This is a genomic window from Empedobacter sp. UBA1574 (assembly GCF_002322895.1).
In the GTDB taxonomy this organism is placed as follows: Bacteria; Bacteroidota; Bacteroidia; order Flavobacteriales; family Weeksellaceae; genus Empedobacter; species Empedobacter falsenii_B.
In genome coordinates this window covers 42,034-65,327 of the sequence record NZ_DCOI01000002.1, presented here as the reverse complement: position 1 = coordinate 65,327, position 23,294 = coordinate 42,034, and the positions used below count along the sequence as shown (strand labels likewise).

Below are 23,294 nucleotides of genomic sequence, written 5' to 3'. Positions count from 1 at the left end.
TGTGGTGTGTTAATTCTAAAATTATGCCAAAATGTTCTAAGCAAATTTATTCAATTTATTAGAATTGTTGTCCAATAATAAAGTGAGTTTGCCATCCTGAGCGTTCTGTTTGTCCAAATCCTTTATCAAATCCATATCCGAAATCGAATCCTAATAAACCAAATGCTGGCATGTAAATACGAACACCTGCCCCTGCAGAACGTTTTAATTCAAACGGTTTAAATTCACTTGTATTGTTCCAAACGTTACCTCCTTCCGCAAAAGTTAATGCATAAATTTTAGCTGTTTGGCTCATTGTGATTGGATAACGCAATTCTAATGAATATTTATTATAAATCGTACCACCTCCTTCTGGCGTAATATCTCCTGTTTGTCCACCAGAATTTGTTGCATCTTCGTAACCTCTTAATGAAATAATCTCACGTCCATCGAAACGATTTTGTGTAAGACCTGTTCCTCCTAAGTAAAAACGTTCGAAAGGAATTGTTCCAATTTTACGGTTATATGTTCCTAAAACTCCAAACTCTCCACCGGCTTTTAAAACTAATTTACCAGTTAATTCTTTGTAGAAATATGCTTTAGCTTTGAATTTATAATATTCTAACCATTTGAATTTTTCTACATCAGACATGTTTGTATAGTCTTTGTTATTAAAAGCTGAATAAGGAAATGTTGTCGTAAACGATAAACTAATTTCTGATCCTGATTGTGGGAAAATAGGGTCTGGTCCAGCAGAATTACGTGTTAAACCTAATGTGTAGTTTAAGTTGTTTGACGAACCATTTTCATATTGCATATTACCAACAGACATCGCATAATTATCGAAGTTATATAACTGATAAGAAATTGAGTTTGATAAACGGAAATAATCATCTGGCCAAGTTAATAACTTAGTTAACCCAACTGAAGCTCCTAAGATATCCAATTTCGCTTTTTCTCCATAATTATCACGGTAATCATATTGCGAATAATAAAAAGACGTTGATAAAGCTGTAGGGCGTTTTCCTCCAATCCAAGGTTCAACAAATGATAAACTATAATTTTTATATCCGTTACCAGCTTGTGCTCTTAATGATAATTGTTGTCCATCTCCCATTGGAATTGGTTTCCAAGCTTTTTTATTGAAAAAATTCTTTAATGAGAAATTCCCGAAAGTTAATCCTAATGTACCAATGAAAGTCCCTGCACCATATCCTCCTTGTAATTCTACTTGAGAAGATGATTTTGGCGCAACTTTCCACTCCACATCAACTGTATTATTATCTTGATTTGGTTGAATATCTGGAACTATTTGCGTTGGTTCTAAGTATCCCAAAGAAGCTAACTCCATCATCGTACGCTTAATGTCCGATTTAGAGAATAAATCTCCTGGTTTAGTTCTTAACTCACGGTATAAAATATGATCGTGTGCTTCTGTATTACCGTTAATCGTTACTTTATTAAGTGTAGCTTGTGTACCTTCGAAAACTTTAATTTCAAGATCGATTGTATCATTTTTTACACTTTTTTCTACAGGAATAGCACGAGCAAACAAATACCCTCTATCCATATATAACGTAGAAATATCATCGTCTTTTTCTGATCCAGAAATCTTTTTGTTGATACCTACTGCGTCATAATGATCTCCTGTTTTGTAACCAAAAATTCGCTGTAACTGTTCAGAAGTATAAATTGAGTTTCCAGAAAACGTTACATCTCCTAAGAAATATGGTTTTCCTTCGTTAACTTTAATTTTAACTAATAAGTTTTTATCATCAACTTTTTCGATGTTGTATGACTCAACTTTAGCATCTCTAAAACCAACAGATTTATACTCATCAACCAAAGTTTTTAAATCTTCCTGGAATTTTTCAGGAATCATTTTAGATGACTTGAAAATATTGATAGATTTCTGTTTGGTATTTTTCATCCCTTTTTTACGTAAACGAGCAGCAGTTAAGTTTTCATTTCCTTCGAAAATGATTTTCTTAATCTTTACACGCTCTCCACGATTCACATTTAATGTAATGTTTTCTTCGTCTTCTTTACCAACAATTGGCTGACGTTCTACATTAATTGTTGTGTTAGGATAACCTTTTCCAGTATAATAATCTTTGATTTTATTATTTGTCGTATTGATTAAACTTTGTGTAATCTTAACACCTGGATTTAATTTATTTTGTTTGATTAAATCTTCGCGTTGCGATTTTTTCACACCGTTAATCTTAATTTCTCCTAAACTAGGAACTGAAACCAAGGCAAGCTCTAATGTTACTTCGTTACCTTCTATTTTATCTACATACAAGTCGATGTCAGAGAAAATATTAGATCTCCATAATTTTTTTACAGCATTATTTACCTTCGTACCTGGTAATTCTATCTCTTCACCGATAGCAAAACCTGCATAACGGATAATTTGATTCTTAGAATATTTAGAGTCACCTGTTACAACGATATCTTTCAATTTGAAAGTTCGTGCATTGGTATAATCTAAGACAAAATTATCTTGTTGTGTTGAATCAATGGTTTTCGTAGAATCTACGACTTGCGCTTGTGCCATGTAAGCTCCAAGCATACACATTGTCCAAAAAATTTTCTTCATAATCCTCTATTTCAGTTCGATTAGTTCGTTAGTTGCTCGCTTATCTTACCAAATCTACGTTCTCTGTTTTGGTAATTTAAAATTGCTTTATAAAATTCTTCCTCGTTAAAATCAGGCCACAAAACCTCTGTAAAATATAATTCTGCGTAAGCAATTTGCCACAACAAGAAATTACTAATTCTGGTTTCGCCACTTGTTCTAATCATAAGATCTACCATAGGTAAATCGTGTGTATATAAGTTTTGATGAACTAATTCTTCATTAAAATCATTGTCGGATATTTCTCCGTCTTTATATTTTTGCGCAATAGATTTCATCGCGTGTAATAGTTCTTCTTTCGAACCATAACTTAATGCTAATGTCAAAACACAAGCTGTGTTGTCTTTCGTTTTTTCTATTGCTTGAGTCAAATCTTTGAATGCTTTTTTTGGTAATTTTGATAAATCTCCAATCACATTCAAGCGAACTCCATTTTTGTGTAATTCATTTATTTCGTCCTTAATTGCAGAACTTAATAAAGTCATTAAAACATTGACTTCTAATTTTGGACGGTTCCAATTTTCAGTAGAAAATGCGTAAAGTGTAAGATGTTTTATACCTAATTTTCGACAAGTTTCGATTGAAGATCGTACAGCTCCCAAAGCACTTTTGTGACCAAAAGTTCTTTCTTTACCGTTCTTCTTAGCCCATCTTCCATTACCATCCATAATGATTGCAACGTGATTAGGTATATTATTTTTATCTATTTGTTCTACTAAACTAATTTCCATTCTTTTTAATCACAATAACAAGCAGGTCGACCAAAACTGTACGTTAAGGAAATTCCTGTTAAAACATACCAATCTTTGTTTGATGTGTTTCCATATATACGTTTATCATATTCAGATTGAGACAAAGTACCTGTTTCTACAGCATCTACAAAATTTTGAGTAAATTTTCCAGTGTTATAATCTAAATAATCAACATTTGTATATCGAACACCTGTCTCAAAAGATAAAATCCAATTGTAATTGAATCTTACTTTATATCCAACTCCAAAAGGAATTGTTAAATCGGTATTATATTTTGTTTTTTCGATAATTACGTTGTTTGTTCCATCGTAATCATATTCTTTTCCTTTTGCAGAAAAAGCTCCAACTCCTACAAAAATATAAGGTGATTGCGCTTTTTCTTGATCATCATTGATGTTAAAGAAATTATACTCAAACATCAAAGATCCTTCTACAATATTATTTCGAAAATTTTTATTTCTTTTTAATTTATAATATTCTTTCGAACGATGATCACTTGCTCCAACTTTTGAATAAGATATATTTGCTCTAAAACCCATTTGTGGATTTATATTAAAACGATATAATCCTCCTATTGAAATTGGTAAATATATTTTACCTCCTGCTTCAGTTTTAGTAGGAAATGGATTGATATAACTGGCTTTACCAACATCTCCAATCACATTTGCTCCACCAGCAAAAATTCCGAGTTCATGTCTTTGCGCAAAAGTTAATTGCGAAAAACATAATATAAAAACAAACAAAAATAATCTCCTCATAAGTTGTGTTATTTTTTCGGCTTTTGCTTTTTATCTTCTTTTAAATTCGAACAAATATAAACAAAAGTCAATTCAACGTAACTGATTTAACAAAAATTAAGAAGTTTTATTGTAAATTTTAATTCCTTTTATCTGAACCCCAAAGCATTTTTTCTCTCAAAGTTGTGAAATAAGTCGCGTCAATAGCTTCAACGATTAAGATTTTGAAGTCAGCTTTTTGTATTGTCAATTCGACGTCAGTTGTTAAAGGAAAGTTACGAGAATCTAACGAAAGGAAATATTCATTAGCTCTACTGCGTATTTTTAAGTCAATTTTTTCGTTTTCTGACATAACTAATGGACGCACATTTAGATTATGTGGCGCAACAGGTGTAATGACAAAATTTTGATTAGACGGATGAACAATTGGTCCACCACAACTTAACGAATATCCTGTAGAACCTGTTGGCGTAGAAATAATCAAACCATCAGACCAAAAAGAATTTAAAAATTCATTGTTTAAATAAGCATCAACCGTAATCATACTCGTTGTTTCACGGCGAACTACAGTCACTTCGTTAATCGCAAAATTATTTTCAATTTCTACACCATCACTTCTTTTAACGGTTAATAAAGTTCGTGGAATAATGTTATAATCATCATTGAAAAAACTATCCATTTGCTCCAATAACACACTTTTATTAATTGTTGCTAAAAAGCCTAAACGTCCCGTATTTACACCAATAATTGGAATATTAGAATCCCTAACAATTGTAGTTGCTGATAAAATTGTTCCGTCTCCACCAAAACTGAATAAGAATTTAACCGATTTGTCTAAATCATCATGAGAAGTATAGGTTTCTACATTATCAGTATCAAAATCAGTTGTTTCTTTTAAGATTTGAAGAAAATTTTGCTCAACACAAAAAGCAATTTCGTTCTGAATTAAATAATTAATAAATGGTGGAATAATATCCGTTAAAGACGTACTTGTTTTTTGTCCAAAAAGTGCAACTTTTATCATTAGGTATTCATGTATTTTAACAATTGTGCATAACGACTTTGCAGAAGTTCTTGTTTTTCGTCGTTATAAAATTTTTGAATCACTTGATATCCATATCGCTCAAATGTTTCACCAATTGTTAACAAGTTTGATGAACTAAATTTCAGCAAAACATAAACGCTATCTTCTTTATTTCCAACAATCATCATTCCCAATATTTTTCCGTTATTCACTTCTATAATATTAGAAATCGCCGTCATCGACAAGTCTTTTTCCGCAATCGAAACTAACATCGAAACGCCTTGTGCAGCGACAAAAGGGAAATTTGCAAACGTGTTGATAATATCCGTTTCCGTAATAAAACCAACATAACGCAATTGTTCATTAATAATCGGTAAGATATTCGCCTGATTCGTATACATCATCTGAATTGCATCTAAAAGCGTACTCGATTCAGAAAGATAAAAACTCTCCAAATACGAAGTATAATCTACTTTTTCATCATCAATTGATAATTCAATCAAATCTTCTTCCGAGATATTTCCAACAAAATCCAACCCTTTAAACAAAGGTAAATGCGTCAATTTATTCTCTTGCACAACTTCTAAAAGCTGACTTGGAGAAGAATTAACTTTCCCTGGTTTTATCTCATTCGATAGATATTCGGTGATATACATGGCACAAATTTATATATTTTAATACATTAATTCTCTATTTTTAATGCTAATTCGGTTAAAATCATTGATTATTAATTGAAATTTAACCAATTTATTCTAAATTATTTAGTCAAAATATATTCCAAAAACTACTATTAATCAAAAAATAATGTGATTTACAATTTTTTAAAACAAAACTCTTCCTCAAATTAAAAAAAGAATGGCTTAAATTTTGTAACTTTGCAGTACCAATTTTAGCATTGAATGAAGAACCCATTATTTTATGCCAAAATCTTACTTTTTGGCGAATATGGAATTATTGAAAACTCGAAAGGATTAACAATTCCTTATAATTTTTACCAAGGTGCATTAAAATTTGAGCCTTCTGAAATTGCAGAAGAGTCAAATGCTCACTTGAAAAATTATGCGAAATTTTTAGAAGAGAATTTTGCAGATACTTTTGATACAAAATCTTTTTCGGAAGATGTTGCAAACGGAATGTACTTCGATTCTAACATTCCTCAAGGATATGGTGTAGGTAGTTCTGGCGCTTTGGTTGCAGCTATTTATGACAAATATGCCTTGAATAAAATTGATATCAATCAAAATCTAAACAAAGAAAAAATTAGCAAATTAAAAGCTCTTTTCGGAAATTTAGAATCTCATTTTCATGGAAAAAGTTCTGGAATTGATCCTTTGATTTGTTACATGAATATTCCTTTATTAATTCAATCAAAAGATGATATCTCGACAATTGGTTTACCTTCTGCAAACGTAGACGGAAAAGGAGCTGTTTTCTTAATCAATTCGGGTACACCAGGAGAAACGGCGCCAATGATTCATATTTTCTTCGAAAAAATGAAAAAAGAGGGTTTTCGTAAAACATTGAAAGAAGAATTTATTAAATACAACAACGCATGTATCGAAAACTTTGTGAAAGGTGAATACAATCCACTTTTTTCAAATCTTCAAAAATTGTCAGCTTGGGGTTATGAGCATTTCAGACCAATGATTCCTCAAAAACTGGTGAATGCATGGAAAACTGGAATTGATACAGATACGTATTACCTAAAACTTTGTGGTTCTGGCGGAGGCGGTTATGTTCTTGGTTTTACACAAGATTATGACAAAGCGAAAAGCTACTTAAAAGACTTCCAGACCGAAGTTATTTACAAATTCTAAAAAATAATTTATAAAAATATAATCAATGAACGTTCAGAAAATAATCTTAAAAGTTTTTGCATTATTTTCTGTTGTTCGTGGCTATAATTTAATTGTGTTAATATTGGCACAATACCTTGCTGCACTTTTTATTTTTGCGCCAGAAGTTGGTCATCGTCAATTGTTGACAAATCCAAAGTTGGACGGGCTTATTCTTTGTTCGATACTTTGTGTGGCCGCGGGATATATCATCAATAATTTTTACGATTTAGAAAAAGACGAACTCAAACGTCCTTTACAAGTTTATCTTCAGAAACAAGTTTCGCAAGGTTTCAAACTAACTGTTTACATTGTTCTGAATGCTTTAGCATTGATTATTGCAGCCTTAATTTCGTGGAAGGTTTTCATTTTCTTTTTGATTTATCAATTTCTAGTTTGGTTTTATAGCCACAAAATCAATCGATTTGCATTGATCAAAAACTTTTATTTGGTTATTATTCGTGTCATGCCATTTTTCGCCTTATTGGTTTATTTTGATCATTTCACGTTCAATTTGGCTTTACATGCTACTTTTTTGAGTATTTTATTATTGATTACTGATATTGTAAAAGATTTGAGTTCTCAAAAAGCAGATTTGATTTATAATTATGATTCAATTCCAATCAAATATGGAATAGATTTTACAAAAGTTTTGATTTCATGTTTAATTATTACAGAATTAATCATTGGAATTATTATCATTATGAAAAATGATGTTGGCGCGATGAAGTACTTTTTTATTGCTGCGAATATCGCTTTCACAGTGATTTTATTTATCATTTGGAGAATAAAATCGACACAAGCATATAAGATTTTACATTATTTTTTTAAGGGAATGATTGTTGCGGGTGTATTTAGTATCGTATTAATCGAAATAAATCCCTTAACTTTGCAAACTATTGCGCAAAATTTTAATCAGCGCATAAATTAATCAAATTCAGATGAATAACAGACGAAATCAATCCAACGACAGAAATTCCCAAGGCGGGAACAATCGTGGAAAAGGTGGAGCAAGAGGAAATTCTTCTTCTAAACCATCTTCAGGGAAAGGAAAACCAACTTTTGGTGGAAAACCATCAGAAGAAGGAAAGAAAAGTTTTGGACCAAAGAAACCGTTTAACAAACCAGGTGAAAAACCATTTGTTAAAAGACTGAAAAAAGCACCAGTTGATGACGGGACTATTCGTTTAAATAAATATGTAGCGAATGCAGGGATTGCATCCAGAAGAGAGGCCGACGAGTTGATCAAAACTGGAATCGTTACAGTGAATGGTCAAGTGATTACTGAAATGGGTTATAAAGTACAACCCGATGATGAAGTTCGTTTCGATGGTCGTAAAATCTCTTCAGAGAAAAATGTATATTTTGTGTTGAATAAACCAAAAGGTTTTATTTCAACATCAAATGATGAAAAAGGACGTAAAACTGTGATGGACTTAATGTCTACAGCAACTACAGCGAGAATTTTCCCAGTAGGACGCTTGGATAGACAAACAACAGGAGTTTTATTGTTTACAAATGATGGTTATTTAACTAAGAAATTAACACATCCAAGTCATGATATCAAAAAAATATATCACGTTACATTGGACAAAAAGTTAACAGCAAATGATTTGGCTGACATCAAAAAAGGTGTTCGTTTAATTCCTGAAGGAATTGCAGTTGTTGACGAAATTTCTTTTATTGAAGGTAGACCGAAAAATGAAGTTGGTGTAGAATTACATATTGGTTGGAACCGCGTTGTACGTCGTATTTTCGAAACAAAAGGATACGAAGTAGAAGCGTTAGACCGCGTTTCTTTTGCAGGACTTACAAAGAAAACTTTACAAAGAGGTGATTTTAGAAGATTAACGGAATTAGAAGTTAACTTCTTGAAAATGTTATAATACCTCAGCTATAAAATTTAAAAACCACTTCTAAAGAAGTGGTTTTTTTATGTTTTAATCTTTCGAAACCTTGTTATTATAAGCTTCCATCATCTTTTTATTTGCTTCTTTCACAAAATCATCTTTCTCAATTTGTGTCATTTTCTGACCTTTTGATGGAATTTTAATCACTTCGTTTTTAGATGCTTCTTTTATATTAATTGCTCTGAAAATCGTTTCATAACTTTCGTCTTTCATTGTTGTTACAGCTTTCAATTCTAAAATTAAACCTGGTAACCCATTGAAAAATATTGGTCCTCCTTTTGGTTGTAAAGTTGGCGCAAACCAAACTTCTATCTTAGAATCTTTGTATTCGGTTATTGCTTTTTTTACTTTAATTCCCAAAATTTCTTTTGATTCTCTACTAATTGTCCAAGTGTATTTAGGCAAATTATCTATTATTAAAATATTCTTGTTCACATAATTTCCTTCAATCTTATATTGTGAAGTTTTATAATCGATGTAAATATTATCATCAATTGTACTCATCGACATAGATGATTGATTTTGACTATTATCAATTCTTACAATTTCAGAAAAAAACGACTGATTTTCATTAAAAAGTAATTGATAGTATTTTGGTGTAGAATTGTTTTTATCTAATTCTGCCTTAAAAACAGGATCTTTTTCGTCAAAAAACATTTTATCATAGGTTTCATATTCTACTTTCCACAAATTTTGAGCAAATAGAAATGGAGAAAAAATCATTAGAAAGAAGAGTAAAGCTTTTAATTTCATAGTTGATTAATTATGAACTAAATATAATAATTATTTACAATAAAAAAGCGATTCAAAATTGAATCGCTTTTCTTATATTGAGAATTATTTCTTTTCAGAATTTTTTCCTTTGTTTTTCACATATTTCTCTAACCATTGATCTTGTTCCCACAACATGTGAAGAATATTTTCTCTGGCTGCATATCCGTGAGATTCTTTTGGTAATAAAACCAAACGAGTTGTCGCTCCCAAACCTTTCAATGCATTGAAATAGCGCTCAGATTGCATCGGGAAAGTTCCTGTATTATTATCTGCTTCACCATGAATTAACAACAATGGTGTTTTCATTTTATCTGCATTTTGGAAAGGCGCCATTGTGTTGTAAACATCTGGAGCTTCCCAATAATTACGTTGTTCAGATTGAAATCCAAAAGGCGTCAATGTACGGTTATAAGCACCTGAACGTGCGATACCTGCCGCAAATAAATTAGAATGCGTTAATAAATTTGCTGTCATAAATGCGCCATAAGAATGTCCACCAACCGCAACTCTTTCACGATCGATAAAACCTAATTTATCCACCGCATCAATCGCAGCTTTTGCATTGGCAACCAATTGAGGAACGAACGTATCATTTGGCTCCTCTTTTCCTTCTCCAATAATTGGGAAAGCCGCATCATCTAAGACCGCATATCCTCTCAATGCCCAATAAATAGGACCTCCGTAAGAAGGAGAAGTAAATTTATTTTCAGAAGTTGTAACCTGACCAGCCGTAGATGCATCTTTGAACTCACGAGGGTAAGCCCACATTAACATTGGCAACTTTTCCTTTTTCGTTTTATCGTAATTTGGCGGCAAATATAAAGTTCCTGATAATTCTACACCATCAGCACGTTTGTACGTAATTAATTCTTTCGAAATTTTGTTCATTGCCTCAAAAGGATTTTTTGTAAACGTTACTTGTTTTGGCTTTCCTCCTTTCTGAAAAATATTACGAACATATAAATTTGGATAATCTGTTTTCGATTGAATCTGTTCTAAAATGATCCCTTTCTTCGGATCGATAACTCGAGCAATCGCTTCTAGTTTATCTGATTTCTGTGCTCTCCATAAACGAGAAGTTTTTTGCGTTTTGATATCAAAATCATCTACAAAAGGTAAGATTCCTTCCGCAGAAACTCCTTCTCCAACTAACATCAATTTTCCTTTGTTAATTGCTAAAACATTGTAACCATAATCATTCATTTCAGTTACAAAACTTCCAGGATTATTGTAAGCATCTTGCGAGTTTCTACTAAAAAAGCGTATCGGTTCTTGATTTGGATTTGACGGATTGAACAAATAACTACTTTCGTTACGTGTATTATACCAAGCATCTCTCACAATCGCAACCTCATCATTCCCCCAAGTCACTCCTCTATAGCGATCTTTTACTTTTACCAACAACTCTTTATTCGCTGTAAATGGCGCCGTTACTTGATAAAGCGCATCGCGATATTCCGCAGGCTTGTTTGCATCACCACCATCTAAAGCCTCAACCCAATATAAAGTATTTGGTTTATCTGCTCTCCAATTCAAACCTCTTTTTCCCATAATCGTAGAAGAAAATCCTTTCGGAACAACTTCTTGTAACTCTTTATGATCAACTTCTTTTATTAATTTTCCGTTGATATCATACACAATATTGGTTGAAGGAAAACTATTGTACGTTACTAAATATGAAAAAGGTTTTTTGATTTCGTTCACCAAAACATATTGTCCATCTGGAGAAGTCGAAATATCTGTGTACATCGCAGCGTCTTTCCATTTCGATTTTGCACCTGTTTCGATATTTACTTTTACTAATTCAGAAATTGCTAATTGTTCGAAGTTAAACTCATCATTTTTATTTTGTAATAAATCTTGATAGGTTCTGTTTTGCGCTTCTTTTCCGTCAGCAACAGAAACTGTAGGTCCAGTCGCAATTGCGTCTTTTGTATCAATCAAAGCTTTTTTGGAAGCTGGAATTACATTCACAATTAATTCTGTATCTGAAATCCAATTGAAAGGACGACCTAAGTTTGCGTTTAATTTATCTTCATAAACTTTTGTTGCAGCTTGCGTTTTTACGTCAACAATCCACAATTCTACACCTTTATTTGTTGTATTTGTAACGGCAAATTTCGATTGAGAAGTGTTCCAAGATTGATTAGAAAAACGACCTTTTGCAGGTAAACCAGCTATCGTTTTTTCTTTTGAAGTTTTCAGATCAAAATAAGTAATTTTCTCACTGAATGTTTCACGTGAATTAATATTTGTAACTGGATTAATTCGTAATCCTGCTAAACGTAATTCTTTTTCTGACAATTCATTAATCGTTTTATAACGACTTCTATAAGACAAAAATGCATTTTCTGCCTTGCGATCTGTACTAATTGAGGGTGGCATATCCGCGTCTGCCAATTGTAAAATTTCTTGCGGAGGCAATTGATAAGTAACATTTTCTTGCGCTTTTACCGACGCACCAAAAGTCATCGCTATAAAAAGCAACGAGTAAACAATTTTCTTCATGTGTTTTTAAGATTTTACTTTATAAAGATATTGAATCTTTGGTAAAATGACATGATAGAAGTTAGTTTTGACTAAAATGTATAAAAAAAGACGAAAAATATTCGTCTTTTGATTTTATCTTCTTTTACCAAATTTACCTCCTTTCGTATTTGTAGGTGGTTTACTTTTTCCTACTCTGGCTTGAGTTGTTGATTTTTTTACTGACTTTTTAATTGATTTTCCTTTCGAATCTTTAAAATCTGGAGAAATTTCTTTTGTTTTTTTCGCTGATGATTTTTTTGATTTTGAAGCTGGTTTCTTTTCTTCGTGTTTTTCCGAATCTTTCGTCAAGCGATTGATTTCTGCTAATTCTTCTACTGTTAAATCTCGGTGTTGACCAATTCCAACATTCAACGTTAGATTCATAATTCGAACACGTTCTAATTTTTTTACACCATATCCAAAATATTCGCACATACGGCGAATCTGTCTATTCAAACCTTGGATTAATGTAATTTTGAAAACATTTGTACTTATTTTTTCGATCTTACATTTCTTCGTAACCTGATTAAGAATCGGAACACCTTTCGACATTCGTTCGCAAAATTCATCCGTAATTGGTTTATCAACGGTTACAATGTATTCTTTTTCGTGATTATTTCCAGCACGTAAAATCTTATTCACAATATCACCATCGCTTGTCAATAAAATCAATCCTTGCGAATCTTTATCTAAACGACCAATCGGAAAAATTCGTTCTCCAAACGAAAGAAAATCGATAATATTATCTGGATCTGTAGGATCTGTTGTACACGTAACGCCCACAGGTTTATTCAGCATAATATAAACCGCATGCTCCTTTTCGCGCGGTTCTATTTCGACACCTTTTACAGTCACCACATCATTTGGTCCTACAAATTGCCCAATTTTAGCAACTCGTCCATTAATTTGTACCAAACGATTTTCGATGTATTGATCTGCTTCACGACGCGAACAAAAACCACTATCGCTAATATATTTGTTTAAACGCAAAAAATTAGTTTCTTCCATACTTGCAAAGATAGTTTTTTATCGATTTGAAATATATTTTGACAAAATTCTTTATCATTCTGCAAAACGATGAAACTTATTTATCTTTACAAAACCAAAGATTTTGAGAAATGAAAAAAATATTTTTTTTGAAAACTTGCGATACGTGCAAACGTATTATGAAAGAGTTTGATTTTACAGGTTTTGATTTGCATGAAATAAAATCGACTGCGATAACAGCAGAAGAATTAGAAGAAATGAAGAATTTAGCTGGCAACTACGAAGCTCTATTTTCACGTCGTGCACAGAATTACAAAAAATTAGGATTGAAAGATCAACAGCTTTCTGAAGATGATATCAAAAATTATATTTTATCAGATTATACTTTCCTAAAACGTCCTGTCGTGGTAGATGGAGACAAAATTTTTATTGGGAATGAAAAGAAAAACTTAGAAGCACTTGGGCAATATTTGAAATAGAAATCACACATGAAAAAAACAATTTTATTGACTACACTTTTAATGAGCGCTAGTTTAATTGCTCAGAAAAAGAATGTCACAATGGAAGATGCTGTACTTGGATTATCGACGAATTTACGTATCGAAAATCTAAATCAAGTTCAATGGATTCCGAATCAAAATGCGTACACGCAAAATGTAAAAACATCATACGGAGAAGCTTTAATCAAGAAAGAAGTTCCATCTCTTAAAACTGATACAATTTTTAGAAGTTCTCAATTTGAGAATAAAAGAATTCCTTCTTTGAATTGGATCAATGATAAGCAAGCTTATTTTTCTACAAAAACAGGTTACAAAACAATTACAACTGCTGGTCAACAAAACGATTGGTTGAAATTACCTGAAAATGCAGAAAATATAGAATTTGACGCGACGAATAATCAAGTTGGATATGTAATTGACAACAATTTATTTTTTGTTGATAAATCTGGAAAAACACATCAAATTACCAAAGACGGAAAATATGAAATCGTGAATGGAAAATCGGTTCATCAAAATGAGTTTGGGATTCACAAAGGAATTTTCATCTCTCCAAAAGGGAATTTAGTTGCATTTTATAGAATGGATCAAACAGCGGTTACAGATTATCCAATTATCGATTGGTCTGTACAACCTGCTGTAAACAAAAATATCAAATATCCGTTTGCTGGAACAAAAAATCATACGGTTACGTTAGGTGTTTATAATCCAACCACTCAAAAAACGACTTTCTTAGAAACTCACCCAGAAGTAGATCATTATTTAACTTCGGTTACGTGGTCGCCAGACGAAAAACATATTTATATTGCTTTACTTTCTCGTAATCAAAAGCACATGGAATTGAATCAATATGATGCAGTTTCAGGGAAATTGATTAAAACATTATTCAAAGAAGATGATACAAAATATGTAGAACCTCAAAATGAATTACATTTTATTCCAGGAAAAAATAACGAGTTTGTTTGGTGGTCGCAACGCGATGGTTTTATGCATTTGTACCGATTCAATACGGAAGGAAAATTATTGAACCAAATCACAAAAGGAGATTGGATTGTAACGGATCTTGTTGGAGAAAATGCGAAGAAAAAAGAATTCTTAATCATGACAACAAAAGATTCTCCGAAAGATCGTCATTTATATGCGGTGAATTGGGAGAATGGAAAATTGCGTAAAATAACAACTGATGCTGGAACGCACAATGTTTCGGTTTCAACGAACGGAGAATATGCAATTGATAATTGGAGTAATGATAACACGCCTCGTAAAATTGATGTATTGGATGCAAACGGAAAATTCAAACAAAATATCTTAACTGCTCAAAATCCTTTGGCAAATTACAATACAGCGAAAGTTGAAAATGTAACGTTAAAAGCAGATGATGGAACAGATTTGTATGGAAAATTAATCTATCCAACAAACTTTGATTCTTCGAAAAAATATCCCGTTATCGTTTATTTATACAATGGTCCTCACGCGCAATTAATCACAAATCGTTTTCCTGCAACAGGAAATCTTTGGTACGATCATTTAGCGGAAAAAGGTTATGTTGTATTTACAATGGACGGACGCGGATCGGCGAATAGAGGTCTTAAATTTGAACAAGCGATTCACGGAAATGTAGCAACTACAGAAATGAATGACCAAATGAAAGGTGTTGATTTCTTGAAAACTTTGCCTTTCGTAGATGCGGAACGCATGGGAATTCATGGTTGGTCTTATGGTGGATTTATGACTACTTCTTTTATGTTACGTAAGCCTGATGTTTTCAAAGTTGGTGTTGCTGGTGGACCAGTTTTAGATTGGACACAATACGAAATTATGTACACAGAACGTTACATGGAATCGCCACAAGATAATCCTGAAGGTTTCAAAAACACGAATTTAATTAACCGTGTAAAAGACTTAAAAGGTAAATTATTGATGATTCACGGAGCGCAAGATAATGTGGTTGTTTGGCAACATTCGATTGATTTTATTCGCGAAGCAGTGAAAAATGGTATGCAAATGGATTATTTTGTTTATCCTGGACATGAGCATAATGTTCGTGGAAAAGATCGCGTTCATTTGATGCAAAAAATTACAGATTACTTCGATTTATATCTTAAACCAGAAGGTACATCTCAAAAATAATAGTCAACAAAAAACCACTTCTTATGAAGTGGTTTTTTATATTTTATGATGTGATGCTAAAACGGGTTCAGTATGAAAATTTAGAACAAATTTACTTCTTTGTAAACTCAAACTTTTGTCCAGCTTCTTCTACAGAAAATGTCTTTTTATCTTTTGCAAAAGTCAACTCCAAACCGCCTTGTTCATTCACAAATTTACTATCACCTTGATAATCTAATGGAATAGTTTGTCCACCAAAAACTAATTTCAATTTATCGTTTTCAGCTTTCAACACAAATTCTGAATTAATTTGTTTATTCGTAAATGTACCTTCGTATTCTTTTGGATTAACCTTTTCAACAGGTTTTGCATCCGCCATATTGAATGTATTATTCTTCAAATCAATATCTGGTAAAGCTCCATTTGGATCCAATTTAATCATCGAAACTTCTTTTGTTGAAGGCACTTTGAATGTCCATTCTGTATTACGTTTCCAAACTTCAATCGGTAATTTAACTTCTTGAGAAGTCCCATCTTTAAAGTTCACTTGAACAGTAGTTGGCATTGGTAATTGTCCAAAATTTTCAACTTTCAAAATCAAGCCTTTTTTGTAATCTCCATCTACATATTTTGCACTGTTAATTCCTTGATCAATTGTCCATTTATTCAAAAACCAACCTCTCCAAAACCAAGATAATTCTTCTCCTGAAACATTTTCCATCGTGCGGAAAAAATCTTCTGGCGTTGGATGTTTATATGCCCAATATTTGATGTATTGGCGCAATGCTTTATCGAATTTTTCTTCACCCAAAATTGTTTCACGCAAAACTTTCATTCCTGCACCTGGCTTATAATACAACAATGCACCGATATTTCTTTCGCGCATATTATCTGGTTGAGTCGTTACAGGCTCAAGATTATCGCTGAATAAATAACCCGCCATTCGTTGTGCAGATTGCTTTTTGTAATATTCGCCATTGTTGAAATTCTTCGTCGAAATATCATTGATAAACGTATTAAAACCTTCGTCCATCCAACCATGAACACGCTCATTAGAACCAACAATCATCGGGAACCAAATATGTCCAAATTCGTGATCTGTAACACCCCAAAGTCCTTCACCTTTCGAAGTCATATGACAAAAAACAATCCCAGGATATTCCATTCCACCCTCATTTCCTGCCACATTTGTCGCCGCTGGATAAGGATACTCTAACCATTGTTTCGAGTAATGCTCAATAGAAGCTTTTGTATATTCTGTCGATCTTCCCCAAGCATCATTTCCGTCACTTTCTACTGGATAAGCCGAAATTGCCAACGATTTTTGACCACTTGGAAGATTAATTTTTGCTGCATCTAAGATGAACGAAGATGATGAAGCCCAAGCAAAATCACGTGTATTCTGAATTTTAAATTTCCACGTTTTTGTTCCTTTTGCAACTTTTGTCGCTTTGTTTACCTCATCAGCAGAACGAATAATAACGGTTTTATCACTCGCTTTTGCTTTGTTCCAACGATTCACTTCTTCTTTCGAGTAGACTTCGTTTTCATTCAATAATTCTCCTGAACCAACCACATAATGCGTAGACGGAACTGTAATATTTGCTGTTACATCTCCATATTCCAGATAAAATTCTCCTGGTCCTAAGTATGGTAATGTATTCCATCCCATGATGTCATCGTAAACCGCCATGCGAGGAAACCATTGCGCCATCGTAAAAATCTTTCCATTTTTAGTTGGTTCTACACCCATTCTATCGGCTCCATAATCTGGTGAAACAAATGAATATTCGATTTTTATTTTTGTTTTTCCTCCACGAGCTTTCAAATGATTAATCAAATCAATTTGCATGCGTGTATCCGAAACAGTGTATTTCGCTTCTTTTCCGTCTATTTGAACAGATTTAATTTTATAACCTCCTTCAAATTCAGAAGTTGAATCACCATAACGGCTTCCAGAAATCGGTAATAAAGCACTTCCTCGAGATTCTTTTTTGAATAAATTTTGATCCAATTGTAACCACAAAAAGTCTAAATCATCAAAACTATTGTTGGTATATGTAATTTCAGATGTTCCCGAAATTTCATTTTTTTCTTCATTCAAACTAACATTCAGATTATAATCTGCACGATTTTGCCAATAATTATGACCTGGTTTTCCACTCGCCGAACGAGTTTCTGTTGCATTATTCTGATAAAAAAATGGTTTGAAAGCTTCTTGATAATCGTATTTTGGTTTTTCTTGTTGACCAAAAACCGAAATCGAGAATAAACTTATTCCTAAAAGTAAGGGTTTGAAATAATTTTTCTTCATGTGTGAAATTTTACAGTAATTATAAAATTACCTCATATTTTTCAATACGAGGTAATTTCAACTTTATAATTATTCTAAAATTTTAGTTTGAAGCTTTTTAAATTCTTCTGGTGTTAATTTTTAGGTTGATTATAAGGTAAAGCAAGTAATAAATTTCAGTTTTTTAATTCTAATATTTTGATTAGATGAAATTAACATATTTGTACGCAATAAAAAAACTCATCCAAAAAAGATGAGTTTTCTATATTTTATTAATTTTTCTGAAAATTATTTCTTGTTTGCATAAAGAACTGGATTCAAATCCTCGTCATTATACATTTTCATTTGTTTATACACTTTCATGTATTTTTTACCTGCTTCAAAATCAGCCAACAATTCTTCAATCGCTGTTGATAAATCTTGATGTTGTTGATTCAAAACATCTAATTTCACTTGACAAGCTGCTTTATGCTCCGGTGTTGCATCCTCACGTTCTACCTCTTGTTTCATGTGATAAACCTTAAGCGATAAAATAGAAAAACGGTCTACAGCCCACGCAGGAGATTCTGTATTGTAAGTTGCATCTGCTTTTACTTCTACATTCGCATATTGTTGTAAAAACCAGCTATCCACATATTCTACCATATCTGTACGTTCTTGGTTTGATTTATCAATCCAACGTTTTAAGCTTAATGCTTCTACTGGATCAATTTGTGGATCACGAATAATATCTTCTAAATGCCATTGAACTGTATCAATCCAATTTTTTTTGTACAATAAATGAGCGATTAAATCTTCTTCGCTATATGGATTTTCGATTTGACGATTTACATCATCATATTTGTGATAATCATTGATACTTTGATTAAAAATAGACCAAGCTTTATCTGTGAATTTCATGTTTTGTTTTAGTTTATAAAATAAAAGCATTGTAATTGTATACGCAACTACAATGCTCTATTATCTAATTAAAAATATATTTTAATTTTCTTTTTTGTCAGAAGTACTTTCAGTAGCTTCTGATTTGTTATCATCTTTTGTTGCTTTCTTGAATTCGTTTAATCCAGAACCTAATCCTTTCATTAATTCAGGAATTTTCTTTCCTCCGAATAATAATAACACAACAAGTACGATTACGATCCATTCTTTACCTCCTAATCCCATACTGAATTGATTTTAATGCAAATATATAATTAATTTATTACATTCCCGCTACCCAAGAAGCAGGATTTTGTTTTGTTGTTCCGCTCCAAACTTGGAAATTCATGATTGTTTCTCCATCTCCACTTGTATAGATAATTCCTAAAGACTGACCACGTTTTACATCATCACCTTTCGAAACACTTACACTTGATAAGTTTGTATAAACTGAATAATACGAACCATGTCTTACCAATACAGACTTACCATTTCCAGATACACTCATTACAGCTTGAACAGTTCCTTCGTAAACAGCACGTGCATGTGCTCCACGATAAGTTGAAATATCAACACCACTATTTTGCGTTGTAATATTAGATAAAACTGGGTGAGAATTAGCTCCAAATCTACTTACAACCGTTCCTTTATCAACAGGCCAAGGTAGACGACCTTTGTTTGATGAGAATTCTCCCGAAATACCTTCAGAATCTGGACGTTCTGCAAAAGTCTCAGCTGGTTTTACTGCATCTACTTTTACAACACGTTCTTTTTCTGGCACTTTTACAACAACTTTCTGCTCAGCTTCTATCTTCGCTTTACGCTCAGCTTCAGCTTTAGCTGCTGCAATTTTACGAGCATCTTCTTCTTTTTGAGCTTTCAAACGAGCTTCCTCTTCTGCTTTACGTTGTGCAATGATACGTTGACGTTCTGCTTCAGCTTCGCGTTCTAATTGTTCAAATTTAGCAACTTCTGTTTTTGCTGTAGATACGAAACTTCCTGTTGGATGATGATTTAAATAAGATTGATACGCTTGTTTTGTATGCGCTGAACGTGCAATATTCCATGCTTTGGCATCATTCTCAATTCTTAAAATAGCTGTACGAGCTGATTTCGCATAATCTCCTTTTGGGTTATCTCTTAAATACTCATTATAAGATGCAATTGTATTTCCTCGTTTAGCTTCGTTCCAATCTTTTAAATCTTTTTCTGCACGAATCTTTGCTTGTCGAATCTCTTCTTCAATAATTGCTTTAATCTGTGCATCAATTTGACGTTGTTGTGCTTCTTTTGCATTGATTTCAGCAACAATAACACCTTCGTTTTTACGGAATTCTTCGACCGCTTTCTCTTTTGTTAATCTTTCTTTTTCAAGATTTTGACTAAATAAAGTTTGCTGAGAAAGTACTTTTTCTTTTTCGTCTTTCGCTTTTTCTTTTTTTGCTTTTTTCGTCTGAATATCAGTTTGTTTACCAATTATTTCATTTGCTTGTCCTAATTGAAAAGCCGAATATTTTTCTAAATATTTGATACGACGATATGCTTCTCCCAAACTTTTAGAAGAAAGAACAAAAAGTAATTTATTTTCAACAGATTTGTTCTTATATGCTCGAACCAAAACCTGTTTGTAGTCTTTTTTTAGCTCAACCAACTCGCGCGAAAGTTTATTAATCTCTAATTGAGTTAAATAAATTTCATCCTCGATAAAGCGTTTTTCTTTCGATAAGTTGTTAACTAATTTTGTTTGTACCTGAATTTTTTTCGTCAAATTCTGTACAAAATCAACATTTAACTTCGAATTTTGCTTATTAACCTCGAGTTGTTTGTTTAAGTTTATAATCTCTTTTTTAAGCTGAGCATTCTGTTTTTGTAAGTTCGCTTTATTGTACGGAACCTGCGCAAACACTGATAATGACAACGTTAAAAGTACAGTTGATAAAACAAACTTCATTATTTTATTTCTTTTTTCTTATACCCATCTGGAATTGAGAACGGTGTGTTCGTTTCCTGAAACGTAAAACTATTATATTCCAAGTCTATTTGACGCGTTTTTTTCTCTTTTATAATAATTTTAACATTTTTCGGAAATTCCTCTGCTCCAGCTTTTATCCAATTGTCATAAGCCAAATCAACTTCCATTTTTCGTTTTGGATCTTTCAGATGTGCTTCTTTCAATCGAAAACCGTTATCAAAAACATATGTTTGTATATATTCGCCTTCTTTTGGAGAAGTCGCAATTGCTTGATTTTTATTATATGTAATCGTATATTGATTATTTGTAAAAGTAGCTGTATAATCTGTTGGATTTAGATCAACGAAAACTTTTCCTAACATCAAATTTTGTAATTTTTGATAATCGACAAAATCAACTTTCAATAATTTATTTGCAATAGAAAAATCTCCTTCATAATATGTTCCACCTAACTTTTCAAAAGCTGAAAAACCATCAGGCGTAATCAATGCGCGAGCACCTGTAAATCCAAATTTTGTTGCATTAACCCATATCTTTTGCCCATTTTTCACAGCAATTGTAGCGTTTGCATCTCCAGAAATCTCTTCTAAATCTGCTGTTACTTTTGCCTTAATCGTCAAATCTTTGAATGATGATTTTTTTGACAAGGTTTGCTGAATAATTTTTGAAGAAGCCGAAACAACTTCTGTATTATCTTTATCTACTTTTGCTGCTTTCTGAGTGTTACAAGCTGTTGCAAGAACCCCTAAACAAAAGATATACGTTAATTTTTTAATCATAATTTTTATGCTTTGTGTGATTTGAAATCCAATTCTGAATAATCTCCTAAACTGATACTTCGCGAAACACCATAATATTTGGCATTGTTTCCGATCATTGTATCTGTAAGATTTGCATTACTGATGATTGAATTTTCTTGAATCAAACTGTTATCAATATTCGAGTTTTCAACAACCGTTCCATTTCCTAATGAAACAAAAGGTCCGATTTTCGAATTTTTAATCACGACATTTTCTCCAATAAAACATGGTTCAATGATTAATGAATTGTCAATTTTTGCAGAAGAATGAATCGTTTTGAAATCTTCTTTATCCAGATTCAACACACGTGTATTGGTGTCAACTGTAACCGCTTTATTACCACAATCCATCCATTCGTCCACTTTTCCAAGCGTAAATTTATCACCTGCAGCACGCATATTTTCTAATGCATCTGTCAATTGATATTCTCCACCTTTTTGAATATCATTTTCTAATAAATATTCAATTTCTTTATATAACTTTTGTCCATCACGGAAAAAGTAAATCCCAATAATCGCCAAATCCGAAACAAATTCTTTTGGTTTTTCAACGAAATCTGTAATAACACTGTTATCATCTAATTTCACAACGCCAAAAGCCGAAGGATTATCGACCTGTTTTACCCAAACAACGCCATCCGATTCCATATCTAATTTGAAATCTGCACGAAATAATGTGTCTGCATACGCCACAACCGTTGGTCCATCCAAAGCTTCTTTTGCCATCCAAATAGAATGCGCTGTTCCAAGCGGCTCCAATTGATGACAAATTGTTCCTTTTGCTCCTAATTTTTCTGCAATTGCAATTAAATCAGCTTCAACCTCAGCTCCAAAATCACCAATTACAAAAGCAATTTCGTCAATTTTTTCTGAACAAACCTTCGCAATATCTTCTACCAAACGATGCACGATTGGTTTTCCTGCAATTGGAATTAATGGTTTTGGTGTTGTTAATGTATGAGGGCGTAAACGTGAACCACGTCCTGCCATTGGGATAATAATTTTCATTTTATTTCTAAAAATATTTTTTGTTAGATTGATATTTTATAATTGAATTACTTCTTTTTTAGATTCTTCGACAAGCTCAGAATGACAAAAAAATTATTGTTTTCCTGTACTTCCGAAACCTCCAGCTCCGCGTTCAGTTTCATTTAAAGCGTTAGATTCTTCCCACTCAACCGTTTCGTGTTTCGCGATCACTAATTGTGCAATACGCTCCCCATCGTTGATTGTAACGGCTTCGTTTGAAACATTAGCTAAAATAACACCGATTTCTCCACGATAATCTGCATCAATTGTTCCAGGAGAATTCAAACAAGTTAAACCATATTTTAACGCCATTCCACTACGAGGACGAACTTGTGCTTCGTAACCTGCTGGTAATTCGATGCTCAATCCTGTTGGAATTAATCTTCTTTCCAAAGGTTTTAATTCGATTGGTGCATCAATGTTAGCTGTTAAATCCATTCCAGCCGATAAAGCTGTTTTATATTCTGGTAAAGCGTGTTTCGAGATGTTGATAACTTTTACTTTCATCT

The 23,294-nt window shown here is 32.5% G+C and carries 20 protein-coding genes; 5 read left to right on the top strand and 15 right to left on the bottom strand.

Features of this window, described 5'->3' with window-relative positions; translation table 11 throughout:
• Window positions 1-58: 58 nt before the first annotated feature.
• From bamA to B3578_RS00490, 5 genes are all read right to left on the bottom strand, one after another.
• Complete coding sequence (bamA, locus tag B3578_RS00510; RefSeq protein ID WP_291046219.1) at window positions 59-2,581, bottom strand: outer membrane protein assembly factor BamA; 2,523 nt, start codon at window positions 2,579-2,581, stop codon at window positions 59-61.
• A gap of 20 nt (window positions 2,582-2,601) precedes the next feature.
• Window positions 2,602-3,345, bottom strand: a complete 744-nt coding sequence (locus B3578_RS00505) for an isoprenyl transferase (RefSeq protein WP_221854130.1) — start codon at window positions 3,343-3,345, stop codon at window positions 2,602-2,604.
• Window positions 3,346-3,356: 11 nt separating this feature from the next.
• On the bottom strand, window positions 3,357-4,130 hold the full coding sequence (locus B3578_RS00500; RefSeq protein WP_221854116.1) for a DUF6089 family protein: 774 nt from the start codon (window positions 4,128-4,130) through the stop codon (window positions 3,357-3,359).
• Window positions 4,131-4,248: 118 nt separating this feature from the next.
• A complete protein-coding gene (locus tag B3578_RS00495; protein ID WP_291046216.1) occupies window positions 4,249-5,133 on the bottom strand; it encodes an NAD kinase in 885 nt (294 codons plus the stop codon).
• Window positions 5,133-5,789: an HPP family protein gene (locus B3578_RS00490; protein WP_291046213.1), complete on the bottom strand. Its 657-nt coding sequence runs from the start codon at window positions 5,787-5,789 to the stop codon at window positions 5,133-5,135. Before B3578_RS00490 ends, B3578_RS00495 begins: the two co-directional genes overlap by 1 nt.
• 243 nt (window positions 5,790-6,032) lie before the next feature.
• Between B3578_RS00490 and B3578_RS00485 the strand changes: the two genes are divergently transcribed.
• From B3578_RS00485 to B3578_RS00475, 3 genes are read left to right on the top strand one after another with little or no spacing between them, the layout of a single operon-like run.
• Window positions 6,033-6,950, top strand: coding sequence for a mevalonate kinase family protein (locus tag B3578_RS00485; protein ID WP_280049240.1), 918 nt, complete (start codon window positions 6,033-6,035; stop codon window positions 6,948-6,950).
• Between the two features lie 25 nt (window positions 6,951-6,975).
• On the top strand, window positions 6,976-7,899 hold the full coding sequence (locus B3578_RS00480; RefSeq protein WP_114998383.1) for a UbiA family prenyltransferase: 924 nt from the start codon (window positions 6,976-6,978) through the stop codon (window positions 7,897-7,899).
• Window positions 7,900-7,909: 10 nt separating this feature from the next.
• The gene (locus B3578_RS00475; RefSeq protein ID WP_038334708.1) at window positions 7,910-8,854 is read left to right on the top strand and encodes a pseudouridine synthase; all 945 of its coding nucleotides are present in this window, start codon (window positions 7,910-7,912) and stop codon (window positions 8,852-8,854) included.
• A gap of 54 nt (window positions 8,855-8,908) precedes the next feature.
• On the opposite strand, the gene B3578_RS00470 is transcribed toward B3578_RS00475, so the two are convergent.
• The 3 genes from B3578_RS00470 to rluF form a co-directional block, all read right to left on the bottom strand.
• Window positions 8,909-9,631 (bottom strand): GLPGLI family protein, encoded by a 723-nt coding sequence (locus tag B3578_RS00470; RefSeq protein ID WP_114998385.1) that lies wholly within the window; start codon window positions 9,629-9,631, stop codon window positions 8,909-8,911.
• An 84-nt stretch (window positions 9,632-9,715) separates the two neighbouring features.
• Window positions 9,716-12,160: an alpha/beta hydrolase family protein gene (locus B3578_RS00465; protein WP_291046205.1), complete on the bottom strand. Its 2,445-nt coding sequence runs from the start codon at window positions 12,158-12,160 to the stop codon at window positions 9,716-9,718.
• A gap of 114 nt (window positions 12,161-12,274) precedes the next feature.
• A complete protein-coding gene (rluF, locus tag B3578_RS00460) occupies window positions 12,275-13,189 on the bottom strand; it encodes a 23S rRNA pseudouridine(2604) synthase RluF (RefSeq protein WP_291046203.1) in 915 nt (304 codons plus the stop codon).
• A 110-nt stretch (window positions 13,190-13,299) separates the two neighbouring features.
• Here rluF and B3578_RS00455 point away from each other — a divergent pair, with 110 nt between their 5' ends.
• Both B3578_RS00455 and B3578_RS00450 read left to right on the top strand, forming a co-directional pair.
• Window positions 13,300-13,647, top strand: coding sequence for an arsenate reductase family protein (locus tag B3578_RS00455; protein WP_038334703.1), 348 nt, complete (start codon window positions 13,300-13,302; stop codon window positions 13,645-13,647).
• Window positions 13,648-13,656: 9 nt separating this feature from the next.
• Entirely contained in the window at window positions 13,657-15,795 is a 2,139-nt protein-coding gene (locus B3578_RS00450) for a S9 family peptidase (protein ID WP_291046197.1), read from the top strand.
• Between the two features lie 91 nt (window positions 15,796-15,886).
• Here the strand turns inward: B3578_RS00450 and B3578_RS00445 are convergent, their stop codons facing one another.
• From B3578_RS00445 to dut, 7 genes are all read right to left on the bottom strand, one after another.
• On the bottom strand, window positions 15,887-18,088 hold the full coding sequence (locus B3578_RS00445; protein ID WP_221854110.1) for a M1 family metallopeptidase: 2,202 nt from the start codon (window positions 18,086-18,088) through the stop codon (window positions 15,887-15,889).
• A 267-nt stretch (window positions 18,089-18,355) separates the two neighbouring features.
• Window positions 18,356-18,967, bottom strand: coding sequence for a DUF4254 domain-containing protein (locus B3578_RS00440; protein WP_114998393.1), 612 nt, complete (start codon window positions 18,965-18,967; stop codon window positions 18,356-18,358).
• Window positions 18,968-19,048: 81 nt separating this feature from the next.
• Window positions 19,049-19,231 carry a twin-arginine translocase TatA/TatE family subunit gene (gene tatA, locus B3578_RS00435; protein ID WP_038336575.1) on the bottom strand — a complete coding sequence of 61 codons (183 nt, stop codon included), beginning with the start codon at window positions 19,229-19,231 and terminating at the stop codon, window positions 19,049-19,051.
• Between the two features lie 37 nt (window positions 19,232-19,268).
• On the bottom strand, window positions 19,269-20,936 hold the full coding sequence (locus B3578_RS00430) for a murein hydrolase activator EnvC family protein (RefSeq protein ID WP_286495470.1): 1,668 nt from the start codon (window positions 20,934-20,936) through the stop codon (window positions 19,269-19,271).
• The gene (locus tag B3578_RS00425; protein ID WP_291046187.1) at window positions 20,936-21,736 is read right to left on the bottom strand and encodes a DUF4292 domain-containing protein; all 801 of its coding nucleotides are present in this window, start codon (window positions 21,734-21,736) and stop codon (window positions 20,936-20,938) included. The genes B3578_RS00430 and B3578_RS00425 overlap by 1 nt, the downstream gene beginning before the upstream one ends.
• 5 nt (window positions 21,737-21,741) lie before the next feature.
• The gene (locus B3578_RS00420) at window positions 21,742-22,764 is read right to left on the bottom strand and encodes a sugar nucleotidyltransferase (RefSeq protein ID WP_291046185.1); all 1,023 of its coding nucleotides are present in this window, start codon (window positions 22,762-22,764) and stop codon (window positions 21,742-21,744) included.
• Window positions 22,765-22,857: 93 nt separating this feature from the next.
• Window positions 22,858-23,292, bottom strand: a complete 435-nt coding sequence (gene dut / locus B3578_RS00415) for a dUTP diphosphatase (RefSeq protein ID WP_038336568.1) — start codon at window positions 23,290-23,292, stop codon at window positions 22,858-22,860.
• Window positions 23,293-23,294 lie beyond the last annotated feature (2 nt).